This window comes from Peribacillus sp. (assembly GCF_059453735.1).
In genome coordinates, this window is record NZ_JAZVJO010000251.1 from 1 (window position 1) to 13965 (window position 13965).

15 protein-coding genes are annotated in these 13965 nt (G+C 38.5%); 3 read left to right on the top strand and 12 right to left on the bottom strand.

The genetic code is table 11. The features are described 5' to 3' along the window. The 6 genes from AC52RT_RS07830 to AC52RT_RS07855 all read right to left on the bottom strand — a co-directional run. Positions 1 to 875 (bottom strand): putative glycoside hydrolase (locus tag AC52RT_RS07830; RefSeq protein WP_495540222.1); only part of this gene is annotated, 875 nt, incomplete at its 3' end. Between the two features lie 209 nt (positions 876 to 1084). Continuing rightward, entirely contained in the window at positions 1085 to 2026 is a 942-nt protein-coding gene (locus AC52RT_RS07835) for an ABC transporter ATP-binding protein (protein ID WP_495540223.1), read from the bottom strand. Beyond that, positions 2026 to 3069, bottom strand: coding sequence for an ABC transporter ATP-binding protein (locus tag AC52RT_RS07840; protein WP_495540224.1), 1044 nt, complete (start codon positions 3067 to 3069; stop codon positions 2026 to 2028). The genes AC52RT_RS07835 and AC52RT_RS07840 overlap by 1 nt, the downstream gene beginning before the upstream one ends. Positions 3070 to 3084: 15 nt before the next feature. Continuing rightward, a complete protein-coding gene (gene opp3C, locus AC52RT_RS07845; protein WP_495540225.1) occupies positions 3085 to 4113 on the bottom strand; it encodes an oligopeptide ABC transporter permease in 1029 nt (342 codons plus the stop codon). Continuing rightward, complete coding sequence (gene opp3b, locus AC52RT_RS07850) at positions 4113 to 5042, bottom strand: oligopeptide ABC transporter permease (RefSeq protein ID WP_495540226.1); 930 nt, start codon at positions 5040 to 5042, stop codon at positions 4113 to 4115. The genes opp3C and opp3b overlap by 1 nt, the downstream gene beginning before the upstream one ends. Positions 5043 to 5177: 135 nt before the next feature. Beyond that, entirely contained in the window at positions 5178 to 6872 is a 1695-nt protein-coding gene (locus tag AC52RT_RS07855; RefSeq protein WP_495540227.1) for a peptide ABC transporter substrate-binding protein, read from the bottom strand. Positions 6873 to 7224: 352 nt separating this feature from the next. On the opposite strand from AC52RT_RS07855, the gene AC52RT_RS07860 reads away from it, so the two are divergent. Together AC52RT_RS07860 and trpS are read left to right on the top strand one after the other, a co-directional pair. Beyond that, positions 7225 to 7569 (top strand): DUF3899 domain-containing protein, encoded by a 345-nt coding sequence (locus AC52RT_RS07860; RefSeq protein WP_495540228.1) that lies wholly within the window; start codon positions 7225 to 7227, stop codon positions 7567 to 7569. Between the two features lie 109 nt (positions 7570 to 7678). Continuing rightward, complete coding sequence (trpS, locus tag AC52RT_RS07865) at positions 7679 to 8674, top strand: tryptophan--tRNA ligase (protein ID WP_495540235.1); 996 nt, start codon at positions 7679 to 7681, stop codon at positions 8672 to 8674. Positions 8675 to 8727: 53 nt separating this feature from the next. Here trpS and AC52RT_RS07870 read toward each other — a convergent pair whose 3' ends face one another. From AC52RT_RS07870 to AC52RT_RS07885, 4 genes are all read right to left on the bottom strand, one after another. Further along, entirely contained in the window at positions 8728 to 9480 is a 753-nt protein-coding gene (locus AC52RT_RS07870) for a YjbA family protein (RefSeq protein ID WP_495540229.1), read from the bottom strand. Between the two features lie 101 nt (positions 9481 to 9581). Further along, the gene (locus AC52RT_RS07875) at positions 9582 to 10349 is read right to left on the bottom strand and encodes a DUF2268 domain-containing putative Zn-dependent protease (protein WP_495540230.1); all 768 of its coding nucleotides are present in this window, start codon (positions 10347 to 10349) and stop codon (positions 9582 to 9584) included. Positions 10350 to 10522: 173 nt separating this feature from the next. Continuing rightward, positions 10523 to 11764: a beta-ketoacyl-ACP synthase II gene (fabF, locus tag AC52RT_RS07880; RefSeq protein WP_495540231.1), complete on the bottom strand. Its 1242-nt coding sequence runs from the start codon at positions 11762 to 11764 to the stop codon at positions 10523 to 10525. Between the two features lie 55 nt (positions 11765 to 11819). Next, complete coding sequence (locus AC52RT_RS07885) at positions 11820 to 12755, bottom strand: beta-ketoacyl-ACP synthase III (protein ID WP_495540232.1); 936 nt, start codon at positions 12753 to 12755, stop codon at positions 11820 to 11822. Between the two features lie 199 nt (positions 12756 to 12954). Here AC52RT_RS07885 and AC52RT_RS07890 point away from each other — a divergent pair, with 199 nt between their 5' ends. Next, on the top strand, positions 12955 to 13206 hold the full coding sequence (locus tag AC52RT_RS07890; protein WP_495540233.1) for a hypothetical protein: 252 nt from the start codon (positions 12955 to 12957) through the stop codon (positions 13204 to 13206). Positions 13207 to 13231: 25 nt separating this feature from the next. Here the strand turns inward: AC52RT_RS07890 and AC52RT_RS07895 are convergent, their stop codons facing one another. Then, the gene (locus AC52RT_RS07895) at positions 13232 to 13414 is read right to left on the bottom strand and encodes a ComZ family protein (RefSeq protein ID WP_040374450.1); all 183 of its coding nucleotides are present in this window, start codon (positions 13412 to 13414) and stop codon (positions 13232 to 13234) included. A gap of 86 nt (positions 13415 to 13500) precedes the next feature. Continuing rightward, the coding region (locus AC52RT_RS07900) for a hypothetical protein (RefSeq protein ID WP_495540234.1) at positions 13501 to 13965 on the bottom strand (465 nt) is incomplete at its 5' end.

A 13965-nucleotide genomic window follows, 5' to 3' on the forward strand; every position in this document is an offset into this window, starting at 1 on the left:
GATATTTTAGAGAAGTTTTGACCAATTCCTGGTGCTTCTGGTAAAGTTGCTGCATATCCAAAAATATCTACAGATACCTTTACATCATATGGTTTTAATTTTTCTTTAGCGTAAGCGACGAAGTCTGTTACTGCCTGTACACGTTTTTGAGTGTGATTAGTTGATGTTCCTTCGTATTCACCCATTGAATATTTTAGCGATTCTTCTCTCTTTTCAAAACCCTCAGGAAAACGAACATAATCAAATTGAATTTCTTGGAAGCCCATTTTCGCAGCTTCTATTGCGACTCCGATATTATAGTCCCAAACTTCTTTCATAAACGGATTAACAAACGATTCACCTCGTCCGTTCTTCCAAGTTTCCCCGTTATCCACGAAGGACCACTCTGGTTTTTTCTTTGAAAGAACAGAATCCTTAAAGACCACAACTCTCGCTATTGGATAAACTTGTTTCTCTTCAAGCTTACTCAACATCTCTACAGGTTCCGATATGTAGTTCTTTGCAATATCAGCATAGGGTGAATCAGGATCCTCAGGAGTATACGTAATATTCCCCCAATCATCTTTTATATCAATCACCATTGCATTCAATTCAGTTTTTTCAACATAATTTAGAAGGTTGGCGAATTTTTTTCCTCCTGCAGAATTACCAGTGAGATAAATACCGCGGACGGCATCAGGATATTTAAAGGTAAAATTGGTTTCATATTTAAACCGATCCATTTTATCAGGCAAGACCTTTTTCGTTAGCGCAAGCTGACTCGCTTGGTGTCCTGACTCGGCCTTATCAGTTTCAGCAAGAACGGAGGGGTTGATGACAGTTAATGAGCTTGCTAAAGCTACGCTCGAAATCAGCATTTTATTTAGAAATTTCATTCTTTAACTCCTTTCTTTAATGTATAGGATTACCCCACTTACAGAATAAACATGAAACGTTTCCTCTTTTTCAGTATTATTTCTTTATTATGTACATCTTACCCGAAAACATCGTCTTCCTTCTATACCACCTGTTTTAGTATCTTAAGCCTCTTTTTCGACTTTTTTCGGCAAATTAAAAACGATCTCGTTATGAGATCGTTTTTAATTTATTTTGTATGAATCGTTTGGTATTGTTTAAACTCTTTTTCCGAACAATAAACGAAATGACCTGGCTTTACTTCACGCATTTGCAAGTCTTCACCTTCGTCATATCCGTGAATGTTTGGGTTGTATACTTTCCGCTTTCTCATCCGTTCACTATATGGGTCTGGAGCAGGAATAGCTGATAACAATGATTGTGTATATGGATGAATTGGATTTTTGTATAACTCCTCGCTGGGTGCAAGTTCTACTATTTTACCAAAATACATAACCCCAATACGATCACTGATATATTTAACCATGGAAAGATCATGTGCAATGAAAAGATACGTTAATCCATGTTCAATTTGCAGTCTTTTAAGTAAATTTACAACTTGAGCCTGGATGGAAACATCTAAAGCAGAAATTGGTTCATCGGCAATAATAAATTCTGGTTGTACAGCAAGCGCACGGGCTATTCCAATCCGCTGACGCTGACCGCCAGAGAATTCATGAGGATAACGACTGGCATGCTCACGATTCAATCCAACTGTCTCCAGAAGTTTATGAACCTGTTGCATACGATCTTCCTTGTTTTTAGCTAGTCCGTGGATATCAATACCTTCTGCGATAATATCAACGATTTTTAACCGCGGATTTAATGAAGCATAAGGATCTTGAAAGATCATTTGCATCTTGCGATTGAAATCTTTTAACTGAGCTTTTGATTTCGTATTATGAACATTTTCTCCATTAAAGAAGACTTCTCCATCAGTAGCATCATATAAACGGATGATTGTCCGGCCTGTAGTAGACTTTCCACAACCAGATTCACCCACTAGCCCCAGCGTTTCTCCTTTGTAAATATCAAAGGAAATATCATCGATTGCTTTAACCATACTTGGTTTCCCAGCATTGAAGTATTGTTTAAGATTTCTAATCTCCACTAATTTCTCACGTTGTTCCATTATTTAACCTCCTGCCATGTCTGGAATTGATCCATTCTTTTTTTCACAGCCAGAGGGGGTTCAACCTTAGGTGCATCTGGATGCAGAAGCCATGTAGCTGCATAGTGTGTATCTGAAACTTTGAACATTGGCGGTTGCTCTTCAAGATCGATTTGCATGGCATATTCGTTCCGCGGTGCAAATGCATCCCCAATAGGCGGATGTAACAAGTTAGGAGGTGTTCCTGGTATTGCATACAATTCATCATCTTTCGAATCCAAGCTAGGCATAGAACTGATTAGTCCCCACGTATACGGGTGTTTTGGATTATAGAAAATTTCATCAACTGTACCAATCTCCACAATTTTACCACCATACATAACCGCTACACGGTCCGCAACATTAGCGACAACACCAAGATCATGCGTAATAAAGATAATTGATGTATCAATTTTCTTTTGTAAGTCTTTCATTAATTCTAAAATTTGAGCTTGAATGGTTACGTCTAACGCTGTAGTTGGTTCATCAGCGATCAACACTTTAGGATTACAGGCAAGAGCAATTGCAATAACTACACGCTGTCTCATCCCGCCCGAAAATTGATGCGGGTATTGTCTAAAGCGTTCTTCCGCATTAGGGATGCCCACCAAACGAAGTAAATCCATTGCACGCTCTTTTGCTTCCGATTTGCTCATATTTTGATGTTTTATAATTGGTTCCATAATTTGCTTGCCAATTTTCATGGTTGGATTTAATGAAGTCATTGGGTCCTGAAAAATCATTGAGATCTCTTTCCCACGAATTTTCTGCATGCTTTTATCACTCAATTTAGCTAAATCTTTACCATTAAAGAGAATTTCACCGCGTTTAATTTCAGAGTTTCCAGGGGGCAGCAGCCTCATAATGGATTTGGTTGTTACAGATTTCCCTGAACCGGATTCACCAACAATCGCTAATGTCTCCCCTTTTTTAAGTTCGAAATCCACTCCACGAATAGCTTGTACTTCTCCTGAAAAGGTATGAAATGAAATAGTAAGATCTTTAACTTCTAATATATTTTCCATTATAGTCACCTGCCTTTAATCACGCATTTTTGGATCTAGTGCATCACGAAGACCGTCTGCAATCATATTAAAGCTAATCATAATTAAGCTTATTACAATCGATGGGAATATTACGATATGAGGATATAATCTTAATGTTTTAAAACCATCATCAATCAAGGTTCCCAATGAAGCAAGCGGATCTTGAAGGCCAAGCCCGATAAAGCTTAAGAATGCTTCAAAGAATATTGCATTAGGGATTGAAAACATCGTATTGATAAGAATAACCCCTACCATATTGGGTAAAAGATGTTTAAAGATAATTTTCGCATTTGAAGCTCCTAACGTACGCGAAGCCATTACAAACTCTTGTTCTTTCATTTTCATCGTTTGCGCCCGCACAACACGTGCCATACTCACCCAGCCCGTAAGAGCTAATGCTAATGTAATCGAAACAATACCAGGTTTAAATACTAGAATCATTAGAATAACAATTACTAAGTTCGGAATACTAGATAGAATTTCTGTGAAGCGCTGCATATAGTTATCCAGCCTGCCGCCAAAATATCCTGAAACCGCTCCATATGTGACACCAATCAGCATATCAAGAAGAGCCGCTAAAAAAGCAATATAAAGAGAAATCTGAGTACCTTCGCAGACTCTTGTAAATAAATCTCGACCAAGCCCATCAGTACCGAACCAATAATACTCTTCAATTCCTTTTTGCTCATAAATATCAACTTGAGTTCCATTATTTAATGTTCTCATGCCATCAAACGGAAGCCAGCTGATATTTTCTAAAACAGGAATTCTTGCTGGCAGATTGTTATGCGGGAGTGTTTGTGTTTTAGCTTCCTTACCGCTGAAAAGAGGGCCGGTGAATGCAAGAAGAATAATCAAGAAAACAACCACAATACTAACAATGGCAGCCTTATTTTTCCGCATCCTCAACCATGCATCCTGCCAAGCATTTAAACTAGGCTTATCGATTACTTCACCTAAGGAAGAATCTATAATGGCAGGTGAGAACTTGTCTTTGCTTAATTTTATCTGCGAATTCGCCATTATTTTTTACCTCCTGACAGTCTAATCCTTGGATCGATAACTCCGTAAAGAATATCAACAACTAAAATAATCACGACGAATAGTACAGAAAATAAGACCGTCGTTCCCATGATTACTGAATAATCATTTACTTGTATCGATTTTACGAATTGATCGCCAATTCCAGGAATACCAAATATCTTTTCAACAACAAGTGAACCTGTCATCATGGAAACAGCCAATGGCCCAATTACCGTTACAACTGGAATTAAGGCATTTCTAAGACCATGCTTAAAGGCAATTTCGAAGTAATTAGCTCCTTTTGCTTTGGCTAACGTAATATAATCCGAACCTAGTACATCAATCATCTCTGTCCGAATAAATCTTGCTGTAATTGCTATCGGGAACATTGACAGTGCAATCGTTGGCATAATACTGTATTCCCAACCCTTCCAGAACAACACTGGAAGCCATCCCATTTTCACACCGATGTAATATTGCAGCAGACCTGCAAAAACAAAATTGGGAATAGATTTGCCTAGTACAGCAATAAAAGTAGAACCATAATCTACCCAGGTATTTTGTTTTAAAGCCCCAATTACTCCTAAGAAAATCCCAATAATGGTACCGAAAAACATAGCTTGGAAGCCCAGTGTCATGGATGGACCGATTCTTGACACCAGCAGTTCCGTAACTGGTACATTATTAAATTGGAAAGAAGTCCCTAAATCACCTTGCACAACATTCCCCATATATTTGGCATATTGTACGACTATCGGCTCGTCCAATCCGTATTTATCTTTCATAATCTCCAATTGTTCTGGCTGTAATTTATTTGCGCTAGCAAATGGAGTCCCAGGAATCAACTTCATTAAGAAGAAGGTCAATGAGATAATCACAAACAAAGTGATGATCATATAAAAGACCCGTTTCAAGAGATATTTCGCCATTTGTGCACCTCCTATATAGTGAATATTAAGTATATTTTGAAAATTATAACCAAAGGGAAAAAGAGAGTATACGTTACTATACTCTCTTTCCATTTTCTGTAATATAAACTATTAGAAATGAAAACCCTTATGTGATTATTCTCCGATAGTTACCCATTTGTAGCAGTAATCTGGACCATACTTGTAAGTTGCGATATTTTTCACTTTAGGATTAATTAGGAAGTTTTCTGCACGTTGATAGATCGGTGCAATACCAAAGTCTTCCTGAAGTAAAATTCTTTCAGCTTCTTGCAATGCTTCAAAGTTTGCCTTTGGATCTGTAGCAAGATCAGTTTGAGCAGCTTTAATTAACTTATCGTATTCTTTATTTGAATACGCCATTCTGTTACTTCCGCCATCTGTTACCCAAAGGTCAGCAAATGAAATGGCATCTCCATAGTCAGGTCCCCAGCCAGCAGCTTGTAAATCGTAATCCATTGAGTTATCACGCTCTAAACGAACTGCGAAGGGAACACTTTCTAAATCAATAGTTAAACCAGGAAGATTTTTCTCTAACTGATTCTTCATATAAGCATCAATTTTCTTAGAAGCTTCTGTATCGCCGCCAAGGTATCTAATTGTTAATTTATCCACACCTAGTTCTTTCAAGCCTGCTTTCCAAGCTTTTTGTGCTTCTTCTAAATTATAAGTAATTAAATCTCCATTTTTCTCACGGAAATCTTTACCATCAAGACTCACAAAGTTTTGCGGCACCATGTAGTTAGCCGGAACTGATGCATTGTTTAAAATACTTGCAGCAAGGTCATCTTTGTTAAACCCTTGTGCAATTGCTTTACGGATATTTAAGTTTTGAAGTGCTTCATTTTTTTGGTTCATTTTTAACCAGAAAACGCTCGCTGATAATTCACTGAACATGCGTTCATCACCCTCATATGTAGGGACTAAATCAGATGAAAGCAGACCAGTAACATCAGTTTCGCCAGCTTCAAATGCATTAACCTGAGCACCAGGATCTTTAACAACATTTACTGTGATTTTATTCAATTTTACTGAGTCAGCATCCCAATAAGTATCGTTCTTTTCTAAAACCCACTCAGCACCTGCTGGTCCATCCCATTCAGTCATTGTGAATGGTCCGTTGTAGATCATGTTTTCAGCGTTGCTTGCATATTGGTCGCCTTTTTCAGTAACAAATTTTTCATTTTGCGGGTAGAAAGTAGGGAAAGCAAAAAGGTCAGCCGCAAACGGGAATGCCTTTTCTAGTGTTACTTCTAGTGTTTTATCATCTTTTGCTACTACACCTAACGTATTTAAATCATATTCCTTTTTATCAGCTGCAGCATTAGTGATTTCTTGTGCGCCTTTGATTTTGCCGTTCATCATATATGGACCATATGGCGAAGCAGTTTTCGGGTCAATTGCACGCTGCCAAGCGAATACGAAATCTTGTGCCGTAACAGGCTCCCCATTAGACCATTTAGCATCTCTTAATTTAAACGTATAAACCGTTTTGTCCTCATTAGTTGTCGGCTCTCCGTCAGCTAACGCTGGTACTGCCTTGCCTTCTTGATCTAGACGGTATAATCCTTCTCCAACATTATTAATGTAAGTGAAGCTTGTAGATCCTTCTGCTAGGACTGTATCCATAGTAGGTATTTCAGCTGAGTCTAAAACTTTCATTTCCTGCGGTACTTCGGTTTTAGCCTTCTCTCCGCCTTTTTCTTCTTTGCTGCCAGTAGTCTTGTCCGTATCATTTCCTCCACATGCTGCAAGGAAAACACTCAGCACAAGTGTTAATATTAAAAGCAGTGAAAATTTAGAATTTTTCAATTACCCGACACCCCTTTTCTTTTTTTTAGTCCACAAAGATTATTATACAATTTTTCAGACTTTTGTATATATACTTTTTCAAAAAAGTTTAATAAATTATAAAAATAGTAAATAATTCAAAGAATTCACTAATTTTTAGTCCTTTTATCGCTTTAACGGAGTTTAGCACTAAAGTTAAGTAGGTATATTGTTTTATGTTTTCCTAATAAATTCATAGTATTATATTGGTAGAGTTTCACCACTGGATTATTATCTTTATACTCAAATAACTTTTAATGATTTAAATTATCTGGTTAGTCTTCTTTTTTGCTATACTATTTTACATTCTACTAATAGAACGGAGTACTCCTATATGAAAAAATACAGTTTATGGACTTCTTTTTTTATTCTTCTTGCTATCTGTCTTTCCTTGATCATTTATCACGAATTGTCACTGCTTTATTTTATTGATATAACCTTTTACCTAGCAAGCTCCATCCTTTTGTTTACACTTTTACTGTTTGTCATTCAAAAGGGGCTCTTTGATGGTATATTCTACACCTTTCGCAAATTCTTTGAATCTCAGAAGCCCATTGGTGAAGAAGAAGAAATATCACGTCTGTCTACTATTTTCTCCATTAATTTAGGTGTTTTTTTCTTAATCGGCCTTACCCTTCTTGTAGTCGTTCTTGCTGGATTAGGCTTCTACTACTTATAGAAAATCAATTAAATGTCTATAATTTTACTAATGAATTCTAAAACAGTGGATTCATCCAGCATTTATCTCTACAATAAGAGAGATATGGTTTTATATTTAAGGAGTGACTATAGTGAAAAGAATATTCTCAGGCATACAGCCTACCGGTTCCGTAACGCTAGGAAACTATATTGGGGCCCTCAAACAATTTGTTGAACTGCAGCATGAATATGACTGCTACTTCTGTATAGTTGATCAGCACGCAATTACAGTTCCACAGAATCCGCTTGAATTAAGAAAAAGTATCCGTAATCTTGCGGCTCTTTATCTGGCAATTGGATTAGATCCAGAAAAAAACACGATTTTTATTCAGTCTGAAGTCCCTGCTCATGCACAAGCTGGTTGGATGCTGCAATGTATCTCTACAATTGGTGAACTTGAGCGAATGACTCAGTTCAAAGATAAAGCAAACGGCAAAGACAGTGTTCATTCCGGACTTCTCACATACCCGCCATTAATGGCTGGTGATATTCTGCTTTACAACTCTGACCTAGTTCCTGTAGGAGACGATCAAAAGCAACATATTGAACTGACCCGTGATTTGGCGGAGCGCTTTAATAAAAAATACAATGATATCTTCACAATCCCTGAAATCAGCCTTCCAAAAGTTGGAGCACGGATTATGTCTTTGCAAGAACCAACTAGAAAAATGAGCAAATCAGATTCAAATAAAAAAGCGACTATTACTCTTCTTGATGATCCAAAACAAATTGAGAAAAAAATCAAGAGTGCGATCACCGATTCTGAAGGTATAGTCAAATATGATAAAGAAAACAAACCTGGTGTCAGTAATTTGCTCTCTATTTACTCGATTTTCAGTAAAAAAAGCATTCCAGACATTGAGAAGTTATATGAAGGCAAAGGCTATGGAGATTTCAAGTCAGATTTAGCTGAAGTCATTTTAAGCGAAATCAAACCCATTCAAGACCGCTATCATGAGCTGCTTGAATCAACTGAACTTGATGACATCCTGGACCGTGGTGCAGAAAAAGCAAACCTAGAAGCGAACAAAATGATTAAGAAGATGAGTAACGCTATGGGCCTTGGGCGTAAAAGAAAGAAATAAACGAAAACGAGAAAGCCCGCCTAGGAACCAGGCGGGCTTTCTCGTTTATTTTTTTATAGCATGGAGGGACTGTCCCCTACTTCTAATTCCCAAAGCTTTTCAAAAAACGGCTGACCTTTAATAAGATGTTCACAAAGCTGGAGATGCTTATCCGTCCAGCCATACTGGATGGCATTATATAGTTCTACCCAAGCCTGATCAAATTCCATCTCTTGTATTTCGGCATATTTTTCTGGAGCCCATTCCGTATACCAGTATCTCATTTCTGCTGTATGCTTTGCCGTTGATAGATGATCCATAGCCATAAACAACAGCTGCTTTAATTGTCGTTCTTTTCTCGTTAACCCATTCATGAACAATGGATCGGGTGATAAAATATGATATTCTCTTTCCGTTACGCTATCTTCAAAGGAATAATCCATATCGGGATGATTGTCGATCATATCAAACACAATTTGTTCCTGCCTCGGGATTAAACGACTTTTTCGGATGGGTATATGATATCCAATGGTGTCGACCGCTAATATTCCTTTACCATCTGTAATGATAAAACAATAATCCAGCTGAATTCGTTCGTGATTTTTTCTTGCAAATGCTTTTTGGAAAACATCATTCAATAACGCTTTTGGCAGTTCCATTAAGTCGTTCTCTATGTAGTTGAAAAGCAATGCGGAGATCTTTAAAAGCGGAACCTGATCGAGCAGTTCAATTCCATCATCTTTTCTCCACTCGTGAAAGTGACAAATATTATAGCCGTTTTCCTCACCCTCAAACCAATTTACCCAAACATCATGAAGATATAGCATATTTTTACCCCTCACTAACGTAATCTGTATGTCCATCAGTATAGGCAGATTATTGAAATATTATTCCTGAATTGGGCAACCTGATAAAATTCATCGAGAGACTAAATGATTCCCTCGATGAACTTTTTCGATTCAATTGAAAAGGAAAGCTTAATTTCGAAAGGTTCGGCTTTTCGAACGAGGTAATATCCAATACTATAACCAAGCATTTTAGGATAGGGTGCTCTTCCCACTAAAAGTTTGTCATGTAAACGAGTGTCCCGCTTAATTGATATATTCTCTTTTATATAACTGTTCCACAGCTTCTCAAGCTCACTATCTTTATAAAGAGATGTCCATTGTGCAAGCGCCTTTTTCCCTAAATAATGCTTAACCGTATGTTCTGCAAGCCCCTCCATCACCATTGAGTCCAGCAGTGTGTATTCCCATTCACTTTTTTTATATTGTTTCAACCTACAGACATGATGGTACTCATGAATGATCAATGCTTTAAATTCTAACTCGCTGATATCCGGTTTGATAAACAAAAATAATTTATCAGTGAAAGCCAACCCGGACTTACTTTCAAGAGAACGAGAAAGAAATCCCGACGATCGCAGCGGAAAAATATACACAGGGATATCTGGTCCGTTCCATCCTTTTTGCAACTTGTTTAAAATGCTCTTAGCTCGTATCCAAACTTTCTCCTCAGTCATCTTGTCTACCAGAGGGTCGAGCCTCATGGCTTTTGTATACATGCCGTGATTCTGCAAAAAACGGTAAATTTCTTCAGGGTCCTCATTTGAAAATAAATGTTTTAAACGGTCACAGATCGCGACCGGATTCATACGATCTTCCCTTAACCAGTTATCCGTTTCTATAATGCCCAATCTAAGATGCACCCCCATTTGCTCTATGCCACATATAATATGTTAGATACTAACTGTTGCCCCTACTCTACTTTTTGACTTTATGTAAATTACTGTTGCTTATTCATACTTTTTTAGCAGGGGATACGAAATATTTGAAAAAAACCCTCCTGAATATTCAGGAGGGGACTACGTTACGCTTGAAATTTTTTAAAAACAATCGTCGCATTATGTCCGCCAAAACCAAGAGAATTGCTCATTACTGCATTTACTTCTGCTTGTCTGGAACCTTCAGCAACATAATCAAGATCACAATCTGGATCAGGATTAACAAGATTGATTGTTGGAGGGATTACACTATCACGGATTGCTTGGATGGAGAAGATTGCTTCAATTCCTCCAGCTGCCCCTAATAGGTGTCCTGTCATCGATTTGGTCGAGCTCATGGCCAGTTTATAAGCATGTTCGCCAAACACTTCTTTAACTGCCATTGTTTCATACTGGTCATTGTAAGCGGTGCTTGTACCGTGAGCATTAATATATTGAATATCTTCTGGTGTCATCCCTGCATCATTGAGTGCCTGTTTCATGGCGCGGGCTCCACCTTCGCCGCCTGGTGCTGGTGCAGTAATATGATAAGCATCGCCAGTTGAACCGTATCCAATAATTTCTGCATAAATTTTCGCACCGCGTTTTTGAGCATATTCAAGTTCTTCTAGGACAATGACTCCAGCACCTTCACCAATAACGAATCCATCTCGATCTTTGTCAAAAGGTCGGCTGGCTGAGTTTTGGTCTGGATTTGTTGACAGCGCCGTATTGGCACAGAATCCAGCAACAGCCATTTTCGTAATAGGAGCTTCAGCACCGCCAGTTACCATGGCGTCTGCATCACCTCGCTGGATGGCTTTAAACGCATCACCAATTGAATTCGTTCCCGTTGCACATGCGGTGACCGTACAAGAGTTAATCCCCTTAGCGCCTAACATAATTGAAACCTGACCTGCTGCCATATCCGGAATCATCATTGGTACAAAGAATGGACTCACTCGCTTATAGCCGCGCTTTAAGAAGATTTCATGTTGTGTTTCCAGCGTCTCAAGTCCGCCGATACCAGAACCAATCCATACTCCAATGCGCTCAGCATTTCCATCATTAATTTCTAGATTAGCATCTTTGACAGCCATTGCTGCCGCTGCAATTGCATAATGAGTGAAACGGTCCATCTTCCGTGCTTCTTTACGGTCTGTATATTGTTCAATATTAAAGTCTTTTACTTCTGCGGCGACCTTCACTGGAAATTCTTCTGCATTTAATCTTGTTAATGGCCCAATGCCTGATTTACCGGCAATTATATTTTCCCACGTTGTTTCTGCATCATTTCCAAGCGGGGTCACTGCCCCGATTCCTGTGACTACTACTCTGCGTTTATTCATTCATTTTCGCCCCTTTACTAGTAACGTTATCTTTTCATCCCATTGTGTGTTTCCTTTATTTTCCCCAGCGGAGAGCAATGGCGCCCCAAGTTAATCCTCCGCCAAACCCTACCAATACAAGTACGTCATCATCTTTGATTTTACCAGCTTCGAGTGCATCCACCATAGCGATTGGAATGGATGCGGATGAAGTATTTCCATATTTATGAACCGTTTTCGCCATTTTTTCAACGGGGAGCTTCAGACGTTCTCTTGACGCTTCCATAATGCGGATATTTGCCTGATGAGGAACTAGAAAATCAATATCGTCCAGTGTCAGACCTGCTTTTTCTATCACATTTAATGAAGATTCCCCCATCTGACGAACCGCAAATTTAAACACTTCGCGGCCATTCATCACAATATGATCTTCATTTTGATACAAATGCGGGGCTCCCGATCCATCAGCACCTAATTCAAACGAAAGAATTCCGCGTCCTTCAGATACAGGACCAATAACTGCTGCACCAGCGCCATCTCCAAAAAGGACAGCTGTATTACGGTCATTCCAATTTGTTACGCTAGAGAGCTTTTCAACACCAACAATTAAAACATGACGATAGGCTCCAGTAGCAATGAACTGCGAAGCCGTAATCATTGCATACATAAATCCTGCACATGCCGCACTCACATCCATAGCTGCTGCCTTTTTTGCGCCAAGCTTTTCTTGAAGCATACATGCGACAGTGGGAAATGGCTGATCAGGTGTGACTGTGGCCACTAATATTAAATCAATATCTTCAGCGTTCACTTCTGCATCCTTTAATGCCGCTTTTGCTGCCTCAAAAGCCATATCCGACGAATGACAATCATCACCAGCTATTCGGCGTTCTTCTATACCAGTCATGGTACGGATCCATTCATCAGAAGTATCCATCATTTTTTCCAAATCAAAATTAGTTAAAACCTTTTCTGGCAAATAGCGGCCCATTCCAAGTATCCCAGCATTCATAGTACCAGCCCCTTATTTATAAATAAAATATTATCATCAATTAATATTACCTGGTACTAATTTTATACAAAACTAGACCATGTTGCAAGAACTTGTTTAGGATCGATATTCTTTTCAGTGTATCCGGACATGAGCCTGCGCCTTTCCAAAAAGGCAGACATATAGTAGTAACAAAACGTTCGATAAGGAGAGTAACGCTATGGAAAACGAAGAAACACAGAAACCATCGGTTCGAAAAGACCCCTTCTCTCGGATGATGTTCTCCTCAAGAGAAACTCCACAAAAGGAACCCATTGAACCTCCCGCTCCTGAATCAACGATTGATTATATGCAGTTAATGGAGAGCGTTGACACATTAATGACTGTTTACGATGATTTGAAGCCGTCGTTGAAAAAGTTAAGTCCGGTTCTTATTACCTTATTAACGAAATTTAGCAGCGAAAAAAAATAGGCAGTCCTTTAAGACTGCCTATTCCTTATTTCGTTGCATCTTTTATTCCCAGTTCATATGCTTCTTGCATAATTTTTTTAAATAAATCCATAAACGGCTCAGCTAAATCCATTGTGAAATCAATACCTGAAGCGTCTAATTTTGCTTTTGCCTCTGGGAAGTACTTCATAGCAATCCCCATAAATTCTAATGTTTTATCTTCGGACATTCTATCCATCCTCCTTCCACGCTATCCTTTTTCATTTACCCATTTTTTATTCTACACTACCTGCAATAAAATTTCTTCTATCTCAGTTACTCCCTTATACTCAACCGCTTCATTTTTTCAAAATGTTCGATTTGTAAAGCAATTCCTTGTTTGGGCGTAACAGAGTTAATCACTTTATGATAAACAGCTTTTTCATTATATACCCTATTCTCTGTAGGTGTAAGCGTTTTGATGTTTAATTCTTCCGCACAAGCTGCCCACTGATTTTCACTCGTACTTTCTAAAATAATCGTCTGATGCTCTTGTTTTTGAATCTCAGCCAGTGCAGTAAGAACATCATCAATGAAGATGGCATCTTGGCGATAGTCATTCTTGAACGTTCGTATATCGTTTGTATCAACATCACTAATTGCTGCTGCAAAAGCCATTGTTACAGGCTGCCATGGCCCATATACCGTCGGCAGATAAATGATTTTTTCCGATTTAATCCTTTTCCATTCTATAAAGGTTTCTTCACTCTCTTGTACCATTGGACATAAGACGAGGACATT

Bases quoted from the DNA above. Each gene is read 5' to 3' on its own strand.
- AC52RT_RS07835 (WP_495540223.1), bottom strand. From the start codon at position 2,026: ATGGAACAACGTGAGAAATTAGTGGAGATTAGAAATCTTAAACAATAC.
- AC52RT_RS07870 (WP_495540229.1), bottom strand. From the start codon at position 9,480: ATGCTATATCTTCATGATGTTTGGGTAAATTGGTTTGAGGGTGAGGAA.
- AC52RT_RS07860 (WP_495540228.1), top strand. From the start codon at position 7,225: ATGAAAAAATACAGTTTATGGACTTCTTTTTTTATTCTTCTTGCTATC.
- AC52RT_RS07840 (WP_495540224.1), bottom strand. From the start codon at position 3,069: ATGGAAAATATATTAGAAGTTAAAGATCTTACTATTTCATTTCATACC.
- fabF (WP_495540231.1), bottom strand. From the start codon at position 11,764: ATGAATAAACGCAGAGTAGTAGTCACAGGAATCGGGGCAGTGACCCCG.
- AC52RT_RS07885 (WP_495540232.1), bottom strand. From the start codon at position 12,755: ATGAATGCTGGGATACTTGGAATGGGCCGCTATTTGCCAGAAAAGGTT.
- AC52RT_RS07895 (WP_040374450.1), bottom strand. From the start codon at position 13,414: ATGTCCGAAGATAAAACATTAGAATTTATGGGGATTGCTATGAAGTAC.
- opp3b (WP_495540226.1), bottom strand. From the start codon at position 5,042: ATGGCGAAATATCTCTTGAAACGGGTCTTTTATATGATCATCACTTTG.
- AC52RT_RS07890 (WP_495540233.1), top strand. From the start codon at position 12,955: ATGGAAAACGAAGAAACACAGAAACCATCGGTTCGAAAAGACCCCTTC.
- opp3C (WP_495540225.1), bottom strand. From the start codon at position 4,113: ATGGCGAATTCGCAGATAAAATTAAGCAAAGACAAGTTCTCACCTGCC.